Annotated in this window: 17 protein-coding genes; 12 read left to right on the forward strand and 5 right to left on the reverse strand. The window is 71.6% G+C overall.

Going from position 1 to position 21,025, the window contains the following annotated elements; all coding sequences use genetic code 11:
• Positions 1 to 37: 37 nt before the first annotated feature.
• The gene (locus ACIP94_RS05145; protein WP_402419694.1) at positions 38 to 1,657 is read left to right on the forward strand and encodes a PucR family transcriptional regulator ligand-binding domain-containing protein; all 1,620 of its coding nucleotides are present in this window, start codon (positions 38 to 40) and stop codon (positions 1,655 to 1,657) included.
• A gap of 62 nt (positions 1,658 to 1,719) precedes the next feature.
• The gene (locus tag ACIP94_RS05150; protein WP_402419697.1) at positions 1,720 to 2,508 is read left to right on the forward strand and encodes a phosphatase; all 789 of its coding nucleotides are present in this window, start codon (positions 1,720 to 1,722) and stop codon (positions 2,506 to 2,508) included.
• 91 nt (positions 2,509 to 2,599) lie between these two features.
• Here ACIP94_RS05150 and tesB read toward each other — a convergent pair whose 3' ends face one another.
• The 4 genes from tesB to ACIP94_RS05170 all read right to left on the reverse strand — a co-directional run bounded on the left by tesB (position 2,600) and on the right by ACIP94_RS05170 (position 5,916).
• Positions 2,600 to 3,466: an acyl-CoA thioesterase II gene (gene tesB / locus ACIP94_RS05155; RefSeq protein ID WP_402419700.1), complete on the reverse strand. Its 867-nt coding sequence runs from the start codon at positions 3,464 to 3,466 to the stop codon at positions 2,600 to 2,602.
• A 35-nt stretch (positions 3,467 to 3,501) separates the two neighbouring features.
• A complete protein-coding gene (locus ACIP94_RS05160) occupies positions 3,502 to 4,659 on the reverse strand; it encodes an acyl-CoA dehydrogenase family protein (RefSeq protein WP_402419702.1) in 1,158 nt (385 codons plus the stop codon).
• Positions 4,660 to 4,756: 97 nt separating this feature from the next.
• Entirely contained in the window at positions 4,757 to 5,212 is a 456-nt protein-coding gene (locus ACIP94_RS05165) for a YrdB family protein (protein ID WP_402419705.1), read from the reverse strand.
• A 104-nt stretch (positions 5,213 to 5,316) separates the two neighbouring features.
• A complete protein-coding gene (locus ACIP94_RS05170; protein WP_402419708.1) occupies positions 5,317 to 5,916 on the reverse strand; it encodes a TetR/AcrR family transcriptional regulator in 600 nt (199 codons plus the stop codon).
• Positions 5,917 to 6,002: 86 nt separating this feature from the next.
• Between ACIP94_RS05170 and ACIP94_RS05175 the strand changes: the two genes are divergently transcribed.
• The 10 genes from ACIP94_RS05175 (at position 6,003) to ACIP94_RS05220 (ending at position 19,203) form a co-directional block, all read left to right on the forward strand.
• Positions 6,003 to 7,619, forward strand: coding sequence for a carboxyl transferase domain-containing protein (locus tag ACIP94_RS05175; protein WP_402419711.1), 1,617 nt, complete (start codon positions 6,003 to 6,005; stop codon positions 7,617 to 7,619).
• Positions 7,620 to 7,627: 8 nt separating this feature from the next.
• A complete protein-coding gene (locus ACIP94_RS05180) occupies positions 7,628 to 9,616 on the forward strand; it encodes an acetyl-CoA carboxylase biotin carboxylase subunit (RefSeq protein ID WP_402419714.1) in 1,989 nt (662 codons plus the stop codon).
• Complete coding sequence (locus tag ACIP94_RS05185; RefSeq protein WP_402419717.1) at positions 9,613 to 10,551, forward strand: hydroxymethylglutaryl-CoA lyase; 939 nt, start codon at positions 9,613 to 9,615, stop codon at positions 10,549 to 10,551. The genes ACIP94_RS05180 and ACIP94_RS05185 overlap by 4 nt, the downstream gene beginning before the upstream one ends.
• Positions 10,552 to 10,557: 6 nt before the next feature.
• Positions 10,558 to 11,718 carry an acyl-CoA dehydrogenase family protein gene (locus ACIP94_RS05190; RefSeq protein WP_402419720.1) on the forward strand — a complete coding sequence of 387 codons (1,161 nt, stop codon included), beginning with the start codon at positions 10,558 to 10,560 and terminating at the stop codon, positions 11,716 to 11,718.
• A gap of 198 nt (positions 11,719 to 11,916) precedes the next feature.
• Complete coding sequence (locus ACIP94_RS05195) at positions 11,917 to 12,966, forward strand: ABC transporter substrate-binding protein (RefSeq protein WP_402419723.1); 1,050 nt, start codon at positions 11,917 to 11,919, stop codon at positions 12,964 to 12,966.
• A 72-nt stretch (positions 12,967 to 13,038) separates the two neighbouring features.
• Positions 13,039 to 13,881, forward strand: a complete 843-nt coding sequence (locus tag ACIP94_RS05200; RefSeq protein WP_402419725.1) for a siderophore-interacting protein — start codon at positions 13,039 to 13,041, stop codon at positions 13,879 to 13,881.
• Positions 13,882 to 13,990: 109 nt separating this feature from the next.
• The gene (gene desA / locus ACIP94_RS05205; RefSeq protein WP_402419728.1) at positions 13,991 to 15,466 is read left to right on the forward strand and encodes a lysine decarboxylase DesA; all 1,476 of its coding nucleotides are present in this window, start codon (positions 13,991 to 13,993) and stop codon (positions 15,464 to 15,466) included.
• Entirely contained in the window at positions 15,450 to 16,733 is a 1,284-nt protein-coding gene (locus ACIP94_RS05210; protein WP_402419731.1) for a lysine N(6)-hydroxylase/L-ornithine N(5)-oxygenase family protein, read from the forward strand. The genes desA and ACIP94_RS05210 overlap by 17 nt, the downstream gene beginning before the upstream one ends.
• 155 nt (positions 16,734 to 16,888) lie before the next feature.
• Complete coding sequence (locus ACIP94_RS05215; protein ID WP_402419734.1) at positions 16,889 to 17,434, forward strand: GNAT family N-acetyltransferase; 546 nt, start codon at positions 16,889 to 16,891, stop codon at positions 17,432 to 17,434.
• Entirely contained in the window at positions 17,431 to 19,203 is a 1,773-nt protein-coding gene (locus ACIP94_RS05220) for an IucA/IucC family protein (protein WP_402419737.1), read from the forward strand. The genes ACIP94_RS05215 and ACIP94_RS05220 overlap by 4 nt, the downstream gene beginning before the upstream one ends.
• A gap of 66 nt (positions 19,204 to 19,269) precedes the next feature.
• On the opposite strand, the gene ACIP94_RS05225 is transcribed toward ACIP94_RS05220, so the two are convergent.
• Positions 19,270 to 20,862, reverse strand: a complete 1,593-nt coding sequence (locus ACIP94_RS05225) for a beta-N-acetylhexosaminidase (protein WP_402419739.1) — start codon at positions 20,860 to 20,862, stop codon at positions 19,270 to 19,272.
• Positions 20,863 to 21,025 lie beyond the last annotated feature (163 nt).

Consider the following 21,025-nt stretch of genomic DNA (forward strand, 5'->3'; position numbering starts at 1 on the left):
TCCATTCGACCCGAGTGGAATGGAGGAACCGTCCATCATGCCGGATCCGACACACCCGGCCGCGCCGGCGGTACCCCCCACGCCACCGGTGGCGCTGACGGCCCTGCTCGCCCGGGAGGACCTGGCCCTGCGGCAGATCGCCGGGCCGGCCGATCCCGACATCGTGATCCACTGGGCGCACACCTCGGAGATGGCGGACCCCTATCCGTATCTGCTGGGCGGCGAGCTGCTGCTGACGGCGGGCGTGCACATCCCCGAGGCAGCCGGCTCAGGGGCATATTTCGACGACTACGTCTCCCGGATCGTGGCGGCGGGCGGCGCGGCGCTCGGTTTCGGCCTGGCGCCGGTACACGACACGGTGCCGCGGGCGCTGGTGGCGGCCTGCGACCGCTACGGACTGCCGCTGCTGGAGGTCCCGCCGCAGACGACGTTCTCGGGCGTGGCCCGGGCGGTGTGGCAGCTGATGGCGCAGGCCCGCCTCGCGGAGCTGCGCCGTGTCACGGAGGCCCAGCAGAGCCTGGCCACGGCGGCGGCCCGCCCGGACCCGGTGCCCTCGGTGCTGCGGCAGCTTGCCCAGCGGGTGGCGGGCTGGGCGGTGCTCTACGGCCCGGACGGGACGCAGATCGCGGCGGCGGGGCGGGCACCGGAGAGCGAGGCGCGGGAGGCGATGGCGCGGCTGGCCGGTGTCCTGCGGCCCCCCGGCAGCGCGCCCCGGGCCCCGGCCGGCGCATCACAGCCGGGGGCGCCCGCGGCGCCGGGGCGCGCCCGTCCCGCTCCGTCCGCCGCCGCCGAGACCGTCGCCGGGACGCATCTGGCCGCCTACGCGCTCGGCCCGGTCCAGGGCTTCGTCCTCGGGGTCGCCGCCCCCGGACGCGACACCGGGGACCACACCATCGCCTCGGTCGCCGCGGTCCTTCTCTCCCTGCTGACCGGAGAGCATCACAGCGGCGCGGGCGCGGCACGTTCGTCGGCGCTCGTACGGCTGCTGCTGGGCGCCGCACCGGAGGCGGTCGCGCCGCTGCTCGGGGACGACCGCTGGATCGTCGTGCACGGCCGCCCGGACACCCGGGCTGCCGCGGCCGGGGGGCCCGAGGGTCCGGGCGGCACCGGTCCGCAGGACGCCGTGGCCGCCTCCGCGCTCGGCGCCGCGCTCGGGTCGCCGCTGGTCGACCTCGGGCACGGGATCGTACGTGTCCTCGTCCCCGCCGGCCGGGAACCGGCCCCGCTCCCCGGCTGGACCCTCGGCGTGAGCGCCGCGGTCGTCCCCGGCGACCTTCCCGCGGCCGACACCCAGGCGGCCCGGGCCCTGGCCCGCGCCCGCGCGACCCGCGCGCCGCTGGTGCGCCACGGCGAGCGCACGGGCCTGGCCGACCTGGTCCCGGCCGGGCAGGCCGAGCAGCACGCGCGCACGCTGCTCGCGCCGATCGCCGGAACGCCCGCCCTCGTCGAGACCCTGCGCACCTGGCTCTCCCTGCACGGCAGCTGGGACCGCACGGCGGTCGCCCTGGCGGTTCACCGCAACACGGTGCGACAGCGCATCGCCCGCTGCACGGCGCTGCTGGACGCGAACCTGGACGACCCGGACGCGAGGATGGAACTGTGGTTCGCGTTGCGGCAGACGGGACAGGGGCGAGCGGCGCCCGCCCGCCCCGAGTGACGCACGTCCCACGCTGCGGAACAACGGCCGGTCCGGCGGGGCGCGACGGCACAATGGGGGCCATGCCGATACCCGGGATCCCCAGCCGCGCCGAGCTCGTCGACCACCTCGTACGGACCCGTGTCGCGGGCGACGTCACCACGCCCCGTGAGAACAACCTCTCCCACTACCGCAAACTCGCGAACGGTGACCGCAACTTCTGGCTCGGCCTGGAACTGGGCGACCGGTGGACCGACGAGCAGGACGTGCTCGCGGTCATGGCGGAGCGCTGCGGCGTCAACGACGATCCCGAGTACCGCTACGGCCAGGACACCATCGATCCGGAGCTGACCGTCGACGCCCTGGAGCGTCTGGCGGCCCGCCTGCGCAAGGCCGCCGACGGCAGACAGCGCGTGCTCCTGGCCACCGGCCACCCCGGCGGCCTCCTCGACGTCCACCGCGCCACCGCGGCCGCCCTGCGCGCCGCCGGGTGCGAGATCGTGGTCATCCCGGACGGGCTGCAGACGGACGAGGGGTACGTCATGCAGTTCGCCGACGTGGCCATGCTGGAGCACGGCGCCACCCTCTGGCACACGCACTCCGGCGAACCGATGCGCGCGACCCTGAAGGGCCTGAAGGCGGCGGGCCGTCCCCTGCCCGACCTGGTCGTCGCCGACCACGGCTGGGCGGGCTGTGCGGGTCAGCTCGGCATCGACTCCGTCGGCTACGCCGACTGCAACGACCCGGCCCTCTTCCTGGCGGAGGCAGAGGGGACCGTCCAGGTGACGGTCCCCCTCGACGACCACGTCACCAGCCCCCGCCACTACGACCCGCTGACGGCCTACCTGCTGAACGCGGCGGGGCTGGCCTGAGCGGAGCCCGGGTGCGCACCCGGGTTCCCGGAACTGATCCGCCGCGGCTGAACCCGTCCCGGGGACGGGGAGTGGTCCGCCTCCCGTGGCATCACCACGGAACGCGGACCACGCCCTCCTGGATCACCGATATCGCCAGGCGGCCGTCCTGGGTGTAGATGCGGGCCTGGCCGAGGCCCCGGCCGCCGTGCGCCGAGGGGGACTCCTGGTCGTAGAGGAGCCACTCGTCGGCCCGGAACGGGCGGTGGAACCACATGGCGTGGTCCAGGGAGGCTCCGACGACATCGCCGACGGCCCAGCCGCCGCGCCCGTGCGCGAGCAGCACCGAGTCGAGGAGCGTCATGTCGGAGACATAGGTCGCGAGGACCACGTGCAGCAGGGGGTCGTCCGCGAGCTTGCCGTTGGTGCGGAACCACACCTGGGAGTGCGGCTCGCGCGGCTCGCCGAACTTGCCGTAGGGCGGCTCGTCGACATAGCGCAGGTCGATCGCCTGGCGGGCCTCCAGCAACCGCTCCACCACCTGGGCATCGAGGTGGTCGTAAGAGCGCAGCCGTTCCTCGGAGGTGGGCAGGGTGGCCGGGTCGGGGGCGGGCGGCATCGGGGCCTGGTGGTCGAGGCCCTCCTCCTCCGCCTGGAACGACGCGGACAGCATGAAGATCGGCTTGCCGTGCTGTACGGCGACGACCCGGCGGGTGGTGAAGGAGCGGCCGTCGCGGAGACGGTCGACGTTGTAGACGATGGGCGCGCCCGGGTCGCCCATGCGCAGGAAGTACGCGTGGAGGGAGTGGGCGAACCGGTCCGCGGGGACCGTGCGCCCGGCGGCGACCAGTGCCTGGGCCGCCACCTGTCCCCCGAAGACACGGGGGACGACGGCGGACCGGGACCGGCCGCGGTAGATGTCCTCCTCGATCTGCTCCAGGTCGAGCAGATCGAGGAGATCCTGTAGTGCCTGACTCATGAGGTCAGTCGTATCCGCCGGTCGTTGCGCGGGGCTTACAGGCCCATGTCCTTGGCGATGATCGTCTTCATGATCTCGCTGGTGCCGCCGTAGATGCGGTTGACGCGGTTGTCCGCGTACAGGCGGGCGATCGGGTACTCGTTCATGAAGCCGTAGCCGCCGTGCAGCTGGAGGCAGCGGTCGATCACGCGGTGGGCGACCTCGGTGCAGAAGAGCTTGGCGGAGGCGGCCTCGGCCGGGGTCAGCTCACCGGCGTCGAGGGCCTCCGTGGCGCGGTCGACGACGGCCTCGGCGGCGTCCACCTCGGCCTGGCAGGCGGCCAGCTCGAACTTGGTGTTCTGGAAGGCGGCGACGGGCTGGCCGAAGACGGTGCGCTGCCGGACGTACTCCTTGGCGAACCGGATGGCGGCCTTGGCCTGCGCGTAGGCGCCGTAGGCGATGCCCCAGCGCTCGGAGGCCAGGTTGTGGCCGAGGTAGTAGAAGCCCTTGTTCTCCTCGCCGAGGAGGTCCTCGACGGGCACCTTGACGTCGACGAACGCCAGCTCGGCGGTGTCGGAGGTCTTCAGGCCCAGCTTGTCCAGCTTGCGGCCGACCGAGTAGCCCTCGGCCTTGGTGTCCACGACGAAGAGGGAGATGCCGTGGCGGCGGTCCTCGGCGGTGGGCGCGGAGGTGCGCGCGCAGACGATCATGCGGTCGGCGTGCACGCCACCGGTGATGAAGGTCTTGGCGCCGTTGAGGACGTAGTGCGTGCCGTCCTCGGAGAGCTTGGCGGTGGTCTTCATGCCCGCGAGGTCGGAGCCGGTGCCCGGCTCGGTCATCGCGATGGCCCACATCTCCTCGCCGGAGACGAACTTGGGCAGGTAGCGCTTCTTCTGCTCGTCGGTGGCGAGCAGCTTGATGTACGGCAGGCCGAGCAGCACATGCACGCCGGAGCCGCCGAAGGTGACGCCCGCGCGGGCGGTCTCCTCGTACAGGACCGCCTCGAACTTGTACGAGTCGATGCCCGCGCCGCCGTACTCCTCGTCGACGCGGATGCCGAATATGCCCAGCTCGGCGAGCTTGTAGTAGAAGTCGCGCGGCGCCTGGCCGGCGGCGAGCCACTCGTCGTAGACGGGGACGACCTCGGCCTCGATGAAGGCGCGCAGGGTCTCCCGGAACGCCTCGTGATCCTCGTTGAACACCGTACGGCGCACGCCGCCACCTCCGCGTACCTTGGCTTTCTAAGCGCTTGCTCATGTCAACGTACCGGCGAGTACGGCCGGACGTCCAGAGCCGCCCTGGTAACGCTCGTCACGCTTCCGCGGCGGTTCGGGGCCGGAAGATCTCGGCGAGAGCGGTGTTGACGAGGGTGACGGCGGCCATGACTCCGGCCGCGACGGGGTGACCGACCTCGTACAAGGCGGCGGCACCACCGCCGAGCACCACCGCCTTCACCCCGAGGACGAGCGGCAGCCCCGGCCGCAGCCGGGCCCGGGGCGCGGCGAACAGCCCCCACACCACGACGGCGAGCGCCGGCGTACCCACCCCGAGCAGGATCCGCAGCGCGCCTTCATGGCCCGCGCCGAATCCCCACCAGCCCAGGCACACCAGGGCCGCGAGCTCGATCAGGAACGCCAGGGACTCGTTCGCGGCATACCAGGGCCGCACCCCGGTGACGGGCGCACCGCCGGCCACCCGGCCCTCCCCGGCCGCCCGGTCCCGTCCCGCCATCCGGCTCTCCCCGGCCGTCCGGTCCCGTCCCGCCATCCGGGTCTCCCCCCTTGTTCTGTCCGCCGCCTGCCGCCGTCACTACCACCCCCCGGCCGCCGTCACTGCCAGGCGCCTGCCGCCGTCACTGCCCCCGGCCGCCGTCACTGCCCCCCGGCCGCCGCGAAGGCGCCCCGGGCCATCCGGTGCAGCAGCTCCGCCGTGGCCCCCCGGCTCGGGAGGGGGGCCCGGCGGCCCAGGTGCGGGGTCGAGTTCAGCAGGCCGAAGACCGAGTGGACCGCCGAGCGGGCCGCCGGTTCGGCCAGCTCGGGGTAGACCTCGCGGAGGACCTCCACCCACAGCTCGACGTACTGCCGCTGGAGCTGCCGTACGAGTTTGCGGTCGCTGTCCCGGAGGCGGTCCAGCTCGCGGTCGTGCAAGGTGATCAGGGGACGGTCGTCGAGCGCGAAGTCGATGTGCCCCTCGATGAGCGAGTCGAGGACCGCCTCGGGAGCGGCCGCCCCGTCGGCCTCCGCCAGGCGCCGCTTCGCCCCGGTCAGCAACTGGCCGCTGATCCCGACCAGCAGCTCCGCGAGCATGGCGTCCTTGCCCGCGAAGTGGCGGTACAGCCCCGGTCCGCTGATGCCGACGGCGGCGCCTATCTCGTCGACGCCGACACCGTGGAAGCCGCGCTCGGCGAACAGCCGCGCGGCCTCCTTGAGGATCTGCTCGCGACGGGTGGGGGCGTCGGTTCTGGTGGCCATGAAATCAATTCTAGACAGGGAGGTTAGCGGTCGTTAACCTGAAGGAAATGCGTTAACGCTCATTAACAAGGTGAGGGGACCGCAGGATGCTGGAGGCACCGGAGCTGACGAGCGCGGCCGACCCCGCGTCGGAGGCCTGGCGGGCCAATGAGGAGGCGCACCGCGAGCTGGGCGAGGAGCTGCGCGCCAAGCTCGCCGCGGCCCGGCTGGGCGGCGGCGAGAAGGCCCGCGCGCGCCACACCGCGCGCGGCAAGCTGCTGCCGCGTGACCGTGTGGACACCCTGCTGGATGCGGGGTCGCCCTTCCTGGAGCTGGCGCCCCTCGCGGCCGACGGGATGTACGACGGGCAGGCCCCGGCCGCCGGGGTGATCGCCGGGATCGGGCGGGTCAGCGGCCGCGAGTGCGTGATCGTCGCCAACGACGCCACGGTCAAGGGCGGCACGTACTACCCGATGACGGTGAAGAAGCACCTCAGGGCCCAGGAGGTGGCGCTCGAGAACCGCCTCCCCTGCGTGTATCTGGTCGACTCAGGCGGCGCCTTCCTGCCCATGCAGGACGAGGTGTTCCCCGACCGCGAGCACTTCGGGCGGATCTTCTACAACCAGGCGCGGATGTCGGGCGCCGGGATTCCCCAGATCGCCGCCGTGCTCGGATCCTGCACGGCCGGCGGGGCCTATGTCCCGGCGATGAGCGACGAGGCCGTGATCGTGCGCGACCAGGGCACGATCTTCCTGGGCGGCCCGCCCCTGGTGAAGGCGGCCACCGGGGAGGTGGTCACCGCCGAGGAGCTGGGCGGCGGCGAGGTCCACTCGCGGGTGTCGGGCGTGACCGACCACCTGGCGGAGGACGACGCCCACGCGCTGCGGATCGTGCGGACCATCGTCTCCACGCTCCCCGCGCGCGGAAAGCTGCCCTGGGAGGTCGTCCCGTCCGTCGAGCCGAAGGTCGACCCCTTCGGGCTGTACGGCGCGGTCCCGGTCGACTCCCGCACGCCGTACGACGTGCGCGAGGTCATCGCGCGCGTGGTGGACGGCTCGCGTTTCGCCGAGTTCAAGGCGGAGTTCGGCCAGACCCTCGTCACCGGCTTCGCCCGTATCCACGGCCACCCGGTCGGGATCGTCGCCAACAACGGCATCCTGTTCTCCGAGTCCGCCCAGAAGGGCGCCCACTTCATCGAGCTGTGCGACCAGCGCGGCATCCCGCTGGTGTTCCTTCAGAACATCTCCGGCTTCATGGTCGGGCGGGACTACGAGGCGGGCGGCATCGCCAAGCACGGCGCCAAGATGGTCACGGCCGTCGCCTGCACCCGCGTGCCGAAGCTCACGGTCGTCATCGGCGGCTCCTTCGGCGCGGGCAACTACTCGATGTGCGGACGGGCCTATTCGCCGCGCTTCCTGTGGATGTGGCCGAACGCCAAGATCTCGGTGATGGGCGGCGAGCAGGCCGCGTCGGTCCTCGCGACCGTCAAGCGCGACCAGTTCGAGGCGCGCGGAGAGAGCTGGCCCGCCGAGGAGGAGGAGACCTTCAAGGCCCCGATCCGCGCCCAGTACGAGCGCCAGGGCAACGCGTACTACGCGACGGCCCGGCTGTGGGACGACGGTGTGATCGACCCGCTGGAGACCCGGCAGGTGCTGGGCCTGGCCCTGACGGCATGCGCCAACGCGCCCCTGGGTGAGCCCCAGTTCGGCGTCTTCAGGATGTGAGGGGGACCATGTTCGACACGGTGCTTGTGGCCAACCGGGGCGAGATCGCCGTACGCGTCATCCGCACGCTGCGGTCGATGGGCGTGCGCTCGGTGGCGGTCTTCTCCGACGCCGACGCCGACGCCCGCCATGTCCGGGAGGCCGACACGGCGGTAAGGATCGGTCCGGCGCCCGCGGCCGAGAGCTATCTCTCGGTGGAGCGTCTGCTGGAGGCCGCCGCCCGGACCGGGGCCCAGGCGGTGCACCCCGGGTACGGCTTCCTCGCGGAGAACGCAGCGTTCGCGCGGGCGTGCGCCGAGGCAGGCCTGGTCTTCATCGGCCCTCCCGCGCCGGCGATCTCCCTGATGGGCGACAAGATCCGCGCCAAGGAGACGGTGCGCACGGCCGGTGTCCCGGTCGTGCCCGGGTCGAGCGGCAGCGGCCTCACAGACGAGGAACTGGCCGCGGCGGCCCATGAGATCGGCGTGCCGGTGCTCTTGAAGCCGAGCGCGGGCGGCGGCGGCAAGGGCATGCGGCTCGTGCGCGACCCGGCCGCCCTGGCGGACGAGATCGCCGCCGCCCGCCGTGAGGCCCGTGCCTCCTTCGGCGACGACACGCTCCTGGTCGAGCGCTGGATCGACCGCCCCCGCCATATCGAGATCCAGGTCCTGGCCGACGGCCACGGCAACGTGGTGCACCTGGGGGAGCGCGAGTGCTCCCTCCAGCGCCGCCACCAGAAGATCATCGAGGAGGCGCCCAGTGTGCTCCTCGACGAGGCCACCCGCGCCGCGATGGGCGAGGCGGCGGCCCAGGCCGCCCGCTCCTGCGGGTACGAGGGCGCGGGCACGGTGGAGTTCATCGTGCCGGGTGGCGATCCCTCGTCGTACTACTTCATGGAGATGAACACCCGCCTCCAGGTGGAGCACCCGGTCACCGAACTGGTCACGGGACTCGACCTGGTGGAGTGGCAGCTGCGGGTGACGGCGGGCGAGCCGCTGTCCTTCGAGCAGAAGGACGTCACGCTCACCGGACACGCGGTCGAGGCCCGTATCTGCGCCGAGGACCCGGCCCGCGGCTTCCTCCCCTCCGGAGGCACCGTGCTGGCGCTGCGCGAGCCGCAGGGGGACGGGGTGCGCACGGACTCGGGCCTGACCGAGGGCACCGAGGTCGGCAGCCTGTACGACCCGATGCTGTCGAAGGTCATCGCCTACGGCCCCGACCGCGCGACCGCCCTGCGCAGGCTGCGCGCGGCCCTCGCCCGGACGGTCACGCTGGGCGTGCAGACCAACGCCGGTTTCCTGCGTCGTCTGCTGGCCCATCCCGCCGTCGTGGCGGGCGATCTGGACACGGGGCTGGTGGAGCGGGTGGTGGACACGCTCGTCACCACGGAGGTGCCCCAGGAGGTCTACGAGGCCGCGGCGGCCGTGCGTCTGGAGGCGCTGAAGCCGCGCGGCGCGGGCTGGACCGACCCGTTCTCCGTGCCGAGCGGCTGGCGGCTGGGCGGCGAGCCCAGGCCGGTGGCCTTCCCCCTGCGGGTGTCCGACCCCGTGGAGTACGTCCCGCGGGGCACCCACACCGTGACCGAGGACTCGGTAACCGTCCTCCTGGACGGTGTGCGCCACACCTTCCAGCGGGCCGGGGACTGGCTGGGCCGCGACGGCGACGCCTGGCATGTGCGCGACCACGACCCGGTCGCCGCCTCGCTCACCCGGGCGGCGCACTCCGGCACCGAGTCGCTGACCGCGCCCATGCCCGGCACGGTGACCGTGGTCAAGGTGGCCGTCGGGGACGAGGTGGCGGCCGGTCAGAGCCTGCTGGTGGTCGAGGCGATGAAGATGGAGCACGTCATCTCCGCCCCGCACGCCGGGACCGTCGCCGAACTCGATGTCTCCCCCGGCACCACGGTCGCCATGGACCAGGTGCTGGCCGTGATCGCACCGCACGAGGACGACCCCGCGGACCCCCGGAGCCACGAGAACCGCGAGGCCGGACGCGAGGACACGGAGACGGAGAAATGACCGTTCAGGGACTGCCGATGGTCGTGCCGTCCGAGGACCTGCCCCCACGGGTCAGGATCCATGAGGTCGGCGCGCGCGACGGCCTGCAGAATGAGAAGCGCACGGTCCCGACGGAGGTGAAGGCGGAGTTCATCCGCCGGCTCGCGGACGCGGGCCTGACCACCATCGAGGCGACCAGCTTCGTGCACCCCAAGTGGGTGCCCCAGCTCGCGGACGCCGAGCAGTTGTACCCGCTCGTCGGCGATCTGCCGGTGGCGCTTCCGGTCCTCGTCCCGAACGAACGCGGACTCGACCGCGCGCTCGCGCTCGGCGCTCGCCGGATCGCCGTCTTCGCCAGCGCCACCGAGTCCTTCGCCAAGGCCAACCTCAACCGCACGGTGGACGAGGCCCTCGCGATGTTCCAGCCGGTGGTGGAGCGGGCCAAGGCGCACCACGTGCATGTCCGCGGCTACCTGTCCATGTGCTTCGGCGACCCGTGGGAGGGCCCCGTCCCCATCCACCAGGTCGTGCGCGTCAGCAAGGCGCTGATGGACATGGGCTGCGACGAGCTGAGCCTGGGCGACACGATCGGTGTGGCGACGCCGGGCCACGTCCAGGACCTGCTGTCCGAGCTGAACGAGGAGGGCGTGCCGACCAGTGCGATCGGGGTGCACTTCCACGACACCTACGGCCAGGCGCTCGCCAACACCCTGGCCGCGCTTCAGCACGGGGTGACGACGGTCGACGCCTCCGCGGGCGGCCTCGGCGGCTGCCCGTACGCCAGGTCCGCCACCGGCAACCTCGCCACCGAGGACCTCGTCTGGATGCTTCACGGCCTCGGCATCGACACCGGGGTCGACCTCGGCCGGCTCACCGCCACGAGCGTGTGGATGGCCGCCCACCTGGACCGGCCCAGCCCGCCCCGTACCGTCCGAGCCCTCTCCCACAAGGAGTGACCCCCCATGGACCACCGCCTCTCTCCCGAGCTGGAGGAACTCCGGCGCACGGTCGAGGAGTTCGCGCACGATGTCGTGGCGCCCAAGATCGGTGACTTCTACGAGCGCCACGAGTTCCCGTACGAGATCGTCCGCGAGATGGGCCGGATGGGCCTGTTCGGGCTGCCCTTCCCCGAGGAGTACGGCGGCATGGGCGGCGACTACCTGGCCCTCGGCATCGCGCTCGAGGAACTCGCCCGGGTGGACTCGTCCGTCGCCATCACTCTCGAGGCGGGCGTGTCGCTCGGCGCCATGCCGATCCACCGCTTCGGCACGGAGGCCCAGAAGCGGGAGTGGCTCCCGCGGCTGTGCTCCGGCGAGATCCTGGGCGCCTTCGGCCTGACGGAGCCGGACGGTGGCTCGGACGCGGGCGCCACCCGGACCACGGCGCGGCTCGACACGGAGACGAACGAGTGGGTGATCAACGGCACGAAGTGCTTCATCACCAACTCGGGCACGGACATCACCGGCCTGGTGACGGTCACCGCCGTGACGGGCCGTACGCCGGACGGCCGTCCGCAGATCTCCTCCATCATCGTCCCGTCCGGCACGCCCGGCTTCACCGTGGCGGCTCCCTACTCCAAGGTCGGCTGGAACGCGTCGGACACCCGTGAGCTGTCCTTCGTGGACGTGCGGGTCCCGGCCGCGAATCTGCTGGGCGAGGAGGGCCGCGGCTACGCCCAGTTCCTGCGCATCCTGGACGAGGGCCGGATCGCGATCTCGGCGCTGGCGACGGGCCTCGCGCAGGGCTGTGTGGACGAGTCGCTGAAGTACGCCCGGGAGCGCCATGCGTTCGGCCGCTCGATCGGCGCGTACCAGGCGATCCAGTTCAAGATCGCGGACATGGAGATGAAGGCCCACACGGCCCGGCTGTCCTGGCGCGACGCGGCGTCCCGCCTGGTCTCCGGCGAGCCCTTCAAGAAGGAGGCGGCCCTGGCGAAGCTCTACACGTCCACGGTAGCCGTCGACAACGCCCGTGACGCCACCCAGATCCACGGCGGCTATGGCTTTATGAACGAGTATCCGGTCGCCCGCATGTGGCGCGACTCCAAGATCCTGGAGATCGGCGAGGGCACGAGCGAGGTCCAGCGCATGCTGATCGCCCGGGAGCTGGGACTGACGGGCTGAGCCCGCGGAAGCGACATCCGGGAAGAGGGGCTCGCGCCGCACGGCGCGGGCCCCTCTTCGCGTACCGGCCGGCCTCCTTCGCGCAGGAGGCCCACTCGGGCCGGACGGCCGCCCACCCCTGGACAGGAAGTTAGGTTAGGCTAACCTAGCTTCGACTCGTCCGGCGGACGCTCCGCCCCGTTCGAAGGCAGCACACTCATGTCCCATGCCCGTGCCCCCCGTCTCACCCGTCGCGGCCTCCTCGCCGCCGGCGGCGCCCTCGGCCTCGGCGTCGCCCTCGCGGCCTGCGGGGACGGCAAGGGGAAAGACACCGGCTCGGACAGCGGAAAGGCCGCGGCCAAGACCGGCCCCTGGTCGTTCAAGGACGACCGCGGGCAGACCGCGAAGGCGGACAAGGTCCCCACAAGCGTTGTCGCGTTCGTCGGTGTCGCCGCCGCGCTGCACGATTACGGGGTCGGCGTGAAGGGCGTCTTCGGCCCGACGAAGACCAAGGACGGCAGGGCAGATGTCCAGGCCGGCGGCCTCGACGTCGACAAGGTGACGATCCTCGGCGACGAGTGGGGCCAGTTCAACATCGAGAAGTACGCGGCGCTCAGCCCCGATCTGCTCGTCACCACGATGTTCGACAGTGCCGGAACACTCTGGTACGTCCCGGAGGAGTCGACGAAGAAGGTCCTCGCCGTCGGCGCCCCCAGCGTCGGCATCTCCGTCTACGACCGCCGGATGACCGAGCCGCTGCAGCGGATGCTGGAGCTCGCGAGGTCGCTCGGCGCCGACACCACCTCGACGGCCGTCACCCAGGCGAGGAAGCGGTTCGAGGACGCGACCGCCCGGTTGCGTGCCGCCACCAAGGCCAAGCCCGGCATCAAGGTGCTGGCGGGCTCCGCGAGCCAGGACGTCTTCTACGTCTCCGGCTCCGGCCTCTCCATCGACCTGGAGTACGTCAAGACCCTCGGCGTGAACCTCGTGGAGCCGCCCGCCTCCGCCCTGAAGGCGAGCGGCGGCTGGTTCGAGAACCTGAGCTGGGAGAACGTCGACAAGTACCCGGCGGACATCATCATGATGGACAACCGCACCTCGGCCATCCAGCCGGCCGACATCACCGAGGCGACCTGGAAGAAGCTCCCCGCGGTCAAGGCGGGCCAGGTCATCGCCCGTACCCCCGAGCCGATCCTGTCGTACGACAGGTGCGCCCCGCTGCTCGAGGACCTCGCCAAGGCCATCGAGTCGGCCAGGAAGGTCAGCTGACCGCCTCACCCCCCAGGAGCCCCGCCCCGAGGAGCCCTGTCCCTCGGGAGCCCTGCCCCCTCAGGAGCACCGATGACGACGGCCGTAGCCGCCCCGTTCCGTTTCTTCTCCCTCCAGGTCGTACGGACGAGGCGGCTCGGCCCGTCCGTCGTCCGGATCACCTTCGCGGGAGACGACCTGCGCGCGTTCCGCTCCGACGGACGCGACCAGAGCCTGTCCCTCTTCCTTCCGCATCCGGGCCAGAGCGAGCCCGCCGTCCCGATCGAGCTGGGCGACCTGTGGTGGCAGGGCCGGCGCGAACTGCCCGACCACGTACGGGCGGTGATGCGCTCGTACACCCTGCGGGCCCTGCGCCGCGACCCCGACGAGATCGACATCGACTTCGTGCTGCACGGCGTGGAGCCGGGTGCCCGCGCCCCGGTGGGCCCCGCCTCGCGCTGGGCCTCCCGTGCCACCTCCGGTGACCGTGTCGTCCTGATCGGCCCGGCGGTCGAGGACAACCGGGCGATCCGCTTCCGTCCGCCCGAGGACACCGATCTGGTGGTGATCTGGGCCGACGAGACCGCCGTGCCCGCCGCCTCCGCGATCCTCGCATCGCTGCCCGCGGGCACGCGCGCCCGGGTCTGGCTGGAGGCCGGGCAGGCCGGTGACATCCAGGACCTGGCGACCGAGGCCGACGCCGAGGTCACCTGGCTTGTGTGCGGCACGGGATCCCGCACCGCGCTGGCGGCGCTCAAAGACGCCGAACTCCCCGGCGCGCAGGCCCCGTACGTCTGGATCGCGGGCGAGTCCGGCCGGGTCAAGGAGCTGCGCCGGCACTTCGTCGGGGAACGCGGTATCAACCGCCGGCGCGTCACCTTCGTCGGCTACTGGCGGCAGGGGCTGAGCGAGGAGCAACTGCGCGCAGAGGAGTGACGGGCGCTCACCGGGGCCGAGATCAAACTCAGGTTAGGCTAACCTAAGTTCGCCGCCGGCTTCGCCCCTCCCCGCTCCCGCACGGACTGTCCCCACCGGAGGACCCCACATGCGCTCGCACCTGCTCAATGACCTCACCGCGGAGCACTACCGCCGTTCCGTGACCGAAGCAGTAGAGCGGGTGGCCGCCAGACTCGCCGCCACCGACCGTCCGTTCACCGGCGTCCCGGTGGACGCCCTCGCCCCCCGTATCCAGGCGATCGACCTGGACCGCCCGCTGCACGACACCACGGCGGCCCTGGACGAACTGGAGGAGCTGTACCTCCGCGACGCCGTCTACTTCCACCACCCGCGCTACCTCGCCCATCTCAACTGCCCGGTCGTCATCCCGGCCGTGCTCGGCGAGGCCGTCCTGTCCGCCGTCAACTCCTCCCTCGACACATGGGACCAGTCGGCCGGCGGCACCCTCATCGAGCGCAGACTCATCGACTGGACCGCCGGGCGCATCGGCTTCGGGCCCGCCGCCGACGGCGTGTTCACCTCCGGCGGCAGCCAGTCCAACCTCCAGGCGCTGCTGCTGGCCCGCGAGGAGGCCAAGCCGGGGCGGGCCGGGCAGGTCGCCTCCGACACCTCCGACACCCTCGCCAAACTGCGGATCTTCGCCTCCGAGGCCGGCCACTTCAGCGTGCAGAAGTCGGCGAAACTGCTCGGTCTGAGCGGCGAGGCCGTCGTCCCGGTCACCGTGGGCGCCGACAAGCGCATGCAGGCCGTCACCCTCGCCCGTGAACTGGAGCGCTGCGTCGCGGACGGCCTCACCCCGATGGCGGTCGTCGCCACCGCCGGAACCACCGACTTCGGCTCCATCGACCCGCTGCCGGAGATCGCCGAGCTGTGCGCCCGGTACGACACCTGGCTGCACGTGGACGCGGCCTACGGCTGCGGGCTGCTCGTCTCATCCGCGCGCCGCCTTCTCCTCGACGGCATCGAGCGCGCCGACTCGGTCACCGTGGACTACCACAAGTCCTTCTTCCAGCCGGTGAGTTCGTCCGCCGTGCTGGTCCGGGACGCCTCCACGCTGCGCCATGCGACCTACCACGCGGACTATCTCAACCCGCGCCGCATGGTCACCGAGCGCATCCCCAACCAGGTCGACAAGTCCCTGCAGACCACCCGCCGCTTCGACGCCCTCAAGCTGTGGATGACGCTGCGCGTGATGGGCGCGGACGGCGTCGGCGCCCTCTTCGACGAGGTCTGCGACCTGGCGCGGGAGGCCTGGCGGCTGCTGGCCGCCGACCCACGCTTCGACGTGGTCGTCGAGCCGCAGCTGTCCACCCTGGTCTTCCGTTACATCCCGGCGGCCGTCACCGACCCCGCCGGCATCGACCGCGCCAACCTGTACGCCCGCACGTCCCTGTTCGCCTCCGGCGACGCCGTGGTCGCGGGCACCAAGGTCGCCGGCCGCCACTATCTGAAGTTCACCCTGCTCAACCCCGAGACGACGACGGACGACATCACCGCCGTACTCGATCTGATCGCCGGCCACGCCGAGCAGTACCTGGGAGCGTCCCTTGACCGCGCATCCTGACGCCCACGACACCACCCACGACTTCGTGGGGATCGGACTCGGCCCCTTCAACCTCGGCCTCGCCTGCCTCACCGAGCCGATCGGCGGACTCGACGGCGTCTTCCTGGAGTCGAAGCCCACCTTCGAGTGGCACTCCGGGATGTTCCTGGAGGGCGCCCACCTCCAGACCCCGTTCATGTCCGACCTGGTCACTCTGGCCGACCCCACCTCCCCGTACTCGTTCCTCAACTACCTCAAGGAGCGCGGGCGGCTGTACTCGTTCTACATCCGCGAGAACTTCCATCCGCTGCGCGTCGAGTACGACGACTACTGCCGCTGGGCGGCCTCGAAGCTGAGCTGCGTCCGCTTCGGCACCACGGTCACGGAGGTGACGTACGAGGAGCAGGACGAGGTGTACGTCGTACGGACGCGGGAGGGGGTCGTCCACCGGGCCCGCGCCCTGGTCCTCGGCACCGGCACCCCGCCCCACATCCCCGAGGCCTGCCGGGGCCTGGAAGGCGATGTCATCCACAACTCCCGCTATCTGGACCACAAGCACCAGCTCCAGACGAAGGAGTCGATCGCCCTGGTCGGCAGCGGCCAGTCCGCCGCCGAGATCTACTACGACCTGTTGAGCGAGATCGATGTCCACGGCTACCGGCTGGACTGGGTGACCCGCTCCCCGCGCTTCTTCCCGCTGGAGTACACCAAGCTCACCCTGGAGATGACCTCCCCGGAGTACATCGACTACTTCCACGCCCTGCCCGAGCGGACCCGCTACCGCCTCTGCGAGCGGCAGAAAGGGCTGTTCAAGGGAATCGACGGAGACCTGATCGACGGGATCTTCGATCTGCTGTACCAGAAGAACCTCGACGGGCCGGTGCCCACCCGTCTGCTCACCAACTCCGCGCTCATCAGCGCCCGTCATGAGGACGGCACGTTCACCCTCGGCTTCCGCCAGGAGGAGCAGGAGAAGGACTACGAGCTGCGCTCCCAGGGTCTGATCCTCGCGACCGGCTACCGGTACGCCGAACCGGAGTTCCTGAAGCCCGTCCGCGACCGTTTGCGCTACGACGGGCACGGCAACTTCGACGTGGCCCGCAACTACGCCGTCGACGTGACCGGCCGGGGCGTGTTCCTCCAGAACGCCGGCGTCCACGCGCACAGCATCACCAGCCCCGACCTGGGCATGGGCCCCTACCGGAACGCGTACATCATCCGGGAGCTGCTGGGCGCCGAGTACTACCCCGTCGAGAAGGCCATCGCCTTCCAGGAGTTCGCCGTGTGACATCTCCCCGCCCCACAGGGGCGGGACTCCCGTAGCTCACGCTCTGGGCTTTCCGGCTTCATCGCCGACTGTCCGTCCGGAGGAATTCCACCCGAACCGACGAAGTGCGTGACCTTCCACACTGCCGTTCAAGGACACGCCCCAAGGAGCCATCGATGAGCACCACCCCGCTGGTCGGCACCCTCGCCCTCCGCCCGCTCGACCCCCTCGAGGACGCCGAACTCCTCCACGGCTGGGTCACCCACCCCAAGGCGGCCTTCTGGATGATGCAGGAGGCCCGGCTCGAGGACGTCGAGCGGGCGTACCTGGAGATCGCGGCCGACCGGCACCACCACGCGTTCCTCGGGCTGCACGACGGCGAGCCCGCGTTTCTGATGGAGCAGTACGACCCCGCCCACCGCGAACTCGCCGGCCTGTACGAGCCGGAGCCCGGTGACGTCGGCATGCACTTCCTCGTCGCCCCCACCGACCGGCCCGTGCGCGGGTTCACCCGGGCCGTCATCACCGCCGTCATGCGGCGTCTGTTCGAGGACCCGGCCACCGAGCGGATCGTGGTCGAGCCCGATGTGCGCAACACGGCCGTCCACGCGCTGAACACGGCCGTCGGGTTCGTGCCCGAGCGCGAGATCATCAAGCCGGAGAAGAGGGCACTGCTCAGCTTCTGCACCCGCGACCGGTTCGAGCGGGCAGTGGCGGCATGAGCCTCACCGACGCCGTCTCCCATCTCTCCCCCGAGCGCTGGGAGCAGGCCAACCGGCTCCTCCTACGCAAGGCGCTGGCCGAGTTCGCGCACGAGCGGCTGATCACCCCCGAACCCGGGGAGGACGGCCACTACGTCGTCCACAGCGACGACCGGCTCACCCGCTACCGGTTCCGCGCCACCCTGCGCGCCCTCGACCACTGGCAGATCGGCCCCGAGTCGATCACCCGCCACCGTGACGGCGCCGAACTGCCCCTCGCGGCGTTGGACTTCTTCCTGGAGTTCAGGACGTCCCTGGGCCTGAGCGACGAGATTCTGCCCGTCTACCTGGAGGAGATCTCCTCCACCCTCTCGGGCACCTGCTACAAGCTCACCAAGCCGCGGGTCACCTCCGCCGAACTCGCCCGGAGCGGGTTCCAGGACATAGAGACCGGGATGACCGAGGGCCACCCCTGCTTCGTCGCCAACAACGGGCGGCTCGGCTTCGGCCTCCACGAGTACCTGTCGTACGCTCCCGAGACCGCGAACCCCCTGCGGCTGGTGTGGCTGGCGGCGCACCGCTCACGGGCCGCGTTCACGGCGGGCACGGGCATCGGGTACGAGTCCTTCGTACGGCAGGAGCTCGGGGACGCGGCTCTGGAACGCTTCCACCGGTGCCTCACCGGCCAGGGCCTGGACCCGGAGGACTACCTCCTGATCCCCGTCCACCCCTGGCAGTGGTGGAACAAGCTCACCGTCACCTTCGCCGCGGAGGTCGCCCGACGGCATCTCGTCTGCCTCGGCGAAGGCGACGACGCGTATCTGGCCCAGCAGTCCGTACGGACCTTCTTCAACGCCGACAACCCCGAGAAGCACTATGTGAAGACGGCCCTGTCCGTCCTCAACATGGGATTCATGCGCGGCCTCTCGGCCGCCTACATGGAAGCGACCCCGGCGATCAACGACTGGCTGCACGGGCTGATCGAGAGCGATCCGGTGCTGAAGTCGACCGGCCTGACGATCCTGCGCGAGCGGGCGGCCGTCGGCTACCGCCATCCGGAATACGAGGCGGCCACCGACCGCACCTCCCCGTACCGCAAGATGCTGGCCGCCCTGTGGCGCGAGAGCCCGGCCGGCTCGCTCCAGGAGGGCGAGACCCTGGCGACGATGGCCTCCCTCGCCCATGTCGACCACGAGGGCGCCTCCTTCGCGGGGGCGCTGATCGAGCGGTCGGGGCTCGCTCCCGCCGAGTGGCTGCGCCACTATCTGCGGGCCTACCTCACCCCGCTGCTGCACTGCTTCTACGCCTACGACCTGGTCTTCATGCCGCACGGCGAGAACGTCATCCTCGTCCTGGAGGACGGTGTGGTGCGGCGCGCGGTCTTCAAGGACATCGCCGAGGAGATCGCGGTGATGGACCCGGACGCGGTGCTGCCGCCGGAGGTCACCCGGATCCGGGTGGAGGTGCCCGACGACCGGAAACTCCTGTCGGTCTTCACGGACGTCTTCGACTGCTTCTTCCGCTTCGTCGCGGCGCATCTCGCCGCCGAGGGCGTCCTGGCGGAGGAGGACTTCTGGCGCACGGTCGCCGAGGTCGTCCACGCGTACCAGGACGCGCATCCGCACCTCGCCGACCGGTTCCGGCAGTACGACATGTTCGCCCCGGAGTTCCCCCTGTCCTGCCTCAACCGGCTCCAGCTGCGCGACAACCGGCAGATGGTGGACCTCGCGGACCCGACGGGGGCGCTCCAGCTGGTCGGGACCCTGAGGAACCCGATCGCGGGCCGGTAGGCCCCAGCGTACGGGCGGGCACCCCGGTGTACGGTCCACCGGGGTGCCCGTCGTCGTCTCGCGGAGCTATCGCGTGGGCCAGGGCACCTGGGGCGAGCGGTAGTACCCGATCCCCAGCGCCTCCCAGCGGGGCCCCTGCGCCGCGAGCCGCACCCGGTAGGCGTCCCAGTCGTGCGTGGCGGCCGGCGACCAGCCCAGCTCGGCCACGCCCGGCAGCCGCGGGAAGGCCATGTAGTCGATGTCGGCGTCGGTGACGATCGTCTCGGACCACAGCGGCGCCTCGACACCGGCGATCGCCGAGGCCGGCGCACCGGGCAGATAGGTGCCCGGATCCCAGTCGTAGGACCGCCTGACCTCCACCAGTCCCGCCCAGTCCTGTCCGAGCGGCGTGTCCTTGGTGTACTTCATGTCGAGGTAGACCCGGTCGGCCGGGGACAGGATCAGCCCGGTGCCGTTCCGCGCGGCCTGGACAACCTGAGCCTTCTCCTCGGCGGCGGTGTCGTCGAGGCCCCAGTACTGGGCGAGCGCGCCCTTCGCCGGGTGCGCCCCGGTCAGCTGGTGCCAGCCGATCACGGTCTTGCCGTACCTGGCGACGATGGGCTGCACCCGGTCCATGAACGTCACATAGTCCGCGTGGCTGGTGGAGTGCGCCTCGTCGCCGCCGATGTGGAGGTAGCGGCCGGGGGTGAGGGCGGCCAGCTCCCGCACGACGTCGTCCACGAAGTCGTAGGTCACCGGCTTGGACACGCACAGCGAGCTGAAGCCGACGTCGGTGCCGGTGTAGAGCGGGGGTGCGACGCCGTCGCAGTTCAGTCGGGCGTACGAGGCGAGAGCGGCGTTGGTGTGGCCGGGCATGTCGATCTCGGGGACGATCTCGACATAGCGGGACGCGGCGTGGCGGACGATCTCCTGGTACTGCGCCTTGGTGTAGAAGCCGCCCCTGCCGCCGCCTACCTGCGTCGAGCCGCCGTAGGTGGCCAGGCGCGGCCAGGAGTCGACGGCGATGCGCCAGCCCTGGTCGTCGCTCAGATGCAGATGGAGGGTGTTGATCTTGTAGAGCGCCAAGGCGTCGATATAGCGCTCGACTTGGGCGACGCTGAAGAAGTGGCGGGAGACGTCGAGCATCGCGCCGCGGTAGGCGTAGCGCGGGGAGTCGGTGACGGTGCCCCCCGCTACCGGCCAGGGGCCGGGCTGCACGGTCCTCTTCTCGACGGCCGGGGGCAGGAGCTGGCGCAGGGTCTGCACTCCGTGGAAAAGCCCGGCGGGGCGGCGGGCGGTGATGGTCACGCCCCGGGCGTCGCCGGCGAGCCGGTAGCCCTCGGCGCCGAACGGGCCGCTGCCGAGGGTCAGCCGGATGCCTCCGGCGCCGGTCGTGGTGATCGGCAGTCGGTAGCCTGTCGAGGGCCGCAGGACGTCCGCGAGGTACTCGCCGACGCGGCGGGTCTCGCCGGTGCCGTCCACCCGGATGCGCGTGCTCCGGGTGATCTCGTACGGGGACCCGCCCGCCTCGGCCGAGGCGGGCGCCGGGACCACCCGGGCGAAGGCGCCGGCGTCGCGGGCGGCCGCTGCGGGCTGGGCGCCGACGCCGACGGTGAGCCCGGCCGTCGCGACGAGCAGAAGCGTACCGAGGATGCGGGGCGTTCTGTGGTGCTGTGACACATGCGCTCCCTTCCACGAGACCCCAGGGGCTCGCCCGGACTGGACGAGAGGGGTATAGACCACTCTCCCGCAGAACGGACCCGGCGAACCCCTCCCCTGGCGTGAATTCATCCCGGCGGACGGGCCGGGCGAGGGGCCGCGACGGGCCGTCCGGCGGCCGGGA

It is taken from the genome of Streptomyces sp. NPDC093261 (assembly GCF_044753645.1).
Lineage (GTDB): Bacteria > Actinomycetota > Actinomycetes > Streptomycetales > Streptomycetaceae > Streptomyces.